Genomic DNA, 1,968 nt, shown 5'->3' with positions numbered 1-1,968 from the left:
ATCAATAATCCTAGTAATTTTTACCCATAATTAAGTCGCTAGATTCTTTATGTGATTTTGTTGTGTTTTACCATAGCGCCTTAGTTTTGTATCAGCTGCATAAACTCTGCTCTTGTGCGGGGGTCTTTTTTGAAAAGTCCGCGTAGGGCGGAAGTGATAATAGGCGATTGGGGCTGCTGCCCTCTCATCTCAAGGCAGAGATGCCGCGCCTCACATACAACCATTGTGCCTTTGGGTTTGAGTTCATTATAAATTGCATCTGCAATCTGTGCGGTAAGATTCTCTTGAATCTGCAATCTGTGGGAAAAAACTTCAACTAATCGCGCCAAAGCACTAATGCCCACAAGCTTTTTATCAGGGATATAGCCGATAGAAATATGCCCAAAAAAGGGCAAGATATGGTGTTCGCACATTGAGTAAAAATGAAGCTTTTTGAGGATAATCATCTCATCGCATACATTATCTTCAAAAGTGCTTCTTAGCGCATCTTTGGGGCTTTTGGCATAGCCATCAAGAAGGGAGAGGAGGCTTTGGGCAAGGCGCGTTGATGTATGGGCTAAGCCCTCGCGCGTGGGATTTTCTCCTATGTGAGCGCAAAGGGATTGAAAAAAGGCGAGGGAGGTGGATTCCAAAGCTGTGCTTATGGAGGGGATTGAAATGGGGGAAGCGCTATCTTTTGAGGTGGCGGCGCTTTTTGTTACGCTAGATTTTGAAGCAAGGGTAGGCTTTGAGGCTGTATTTTTGGAGGGGGTTTTGATAGACTTTGAAGTATTCTTTTTTTGCATAGGGCGTCCTAAAAATGTTGATTAAGTAGGGTTTTTATGCGATTTTGTATGCTTGGGTGGGTGCTTAGAAACTCGCCCACGCCAAAGAGATAGGCATTGGCTCGTGTGGGATTTGGCTCGGTGTAGCGATTTTGCGCATAGTCTTGGCTGATTTTTTGCAAGGCGCGAATCATTGGCTCACTCCCTTTCATCAAATATGCCGCACCAGAATCCGCCATATACTCGCGACTACGACTAATAAAAAGGCTTAAAAAAAGCGTGAGAAAGGGGAGAATAAACTGCAAAAGAAGCAAAATACTTCGTGCAGCCCTTGCGCCTTGAGATTGCGAGGAGCTAAAATAAAAGGCAAAAATATTCACGCCCAAAAGCATAATATTGCTTAAAATGCCTACACACATCGTAAGGCGCACATCGCCGTGGCGGATATGGCTTAGCTCGTGTGCAACTACGGCTTTTAGCTCACTTTCATCAAGGCGTTCAAGCAGACTAGAAGTAACCGCAATCATTGAGTTTTTTTCATTCCACCCACTTGCAAAGGCATTCATATAGGGGGCTTCCATAATATAAAGTGCGGGTTCAAAGGGGCATTGCGCGCTTTTGAGGAGGTCTTGGAGGACTCCATAGAGGCGAGATTCCTTGCGGGAGAGGACGCGGGTAGGGTCTATGCGCTTATATTCATTGCCACTTAGCATAATGCGTGAGCTTTGAGCTATGCTAAAAAAAATGATAAGAGATGCGATGAGGGCAAGAGAGAGGGTAATAATGGGCGTCTCTTGTAAAGTAAGGAGTGCGTAGAATCCATACTCTAGGCTTGGGGCGTCAAGGCGGATAATATCCCCAAGAAGCCCAATAAGCGCAAAAATAGCTATATAGACGCATAAAACCGCGTAGGTTTTGTATCGATTATGCGCGATAATACGCTCAAAATGGGAAGTCATCTATGCTCCTTTGGTTGCTCTATTTTGCCCTTATATGAGTGATATTATGGCATATTTATGGCAGAGTTTTGCTAAAATCTCTACTGAATGTGTTTCTTTTTTATATAATATATTGAAATTTAAGGATATACCTTGATTGCTAAGAAATATTGAGGTTGCTAGGAGATTCTAAAAACTCCAAAAATAAAAATCTATTTTTAGATTCTAGATTCTAAGTTTAGTGTATTAGATTCTTTTTTCTATAA

General features: G+C 42.5%; 2 protein-coding genes. Both read right to left on the bottom strand.

Going from position 1 to position 1,968, the window contains the following annotated elements; genetic code table 11:
- Positions 1-80: 80 nt before the first annotated feature.
- Positions 81-632, bottom strand: a complete 552-nt coding sequence (gene folE / locus J1E28_RS07735) for a GTP cyclohydrolase I FolE (protein ID WP_291028465.1) — start codon at positions 630-632, stop codon at positions 81-83.
- Positions 633-793: 161 nt separating this feature from the next.
- A complete protein-coding gene (gene htpX / locus J1E28_RS07730) occupies positions 794-1,723 on the bottom strand; it encodes a zinc metalloprotease HtpX (protein WP_291028461.1) in 930 nt (309 codons plus the stop codon).
- Between the last annotated feature and the right edge of the window lie 245 nt (positions 1,724-1,968).

This window comes from Helicobacter sp., from assembly GCF_022511165.1.
Taxonomy (GTDB): Bacteria; Campylobacterota; Campylobacteria; order Campylobacterales; family Helicobacteraceae; genus Helicobacter_C.
The sequence above is the reverse complement of the archived record's forward strand: the minus strand, read 5'-3'. Positions and strand labels throughout refer to the sequence as shown.

Coding starts and splice junctions, on each gene's coding strand:
- htpX (WP_291028461.1), bottom strand. CDS start 1,723: ATGACTTCCCATTTTGAGCGTATTATCGCGCATAATCGATACAAAACC.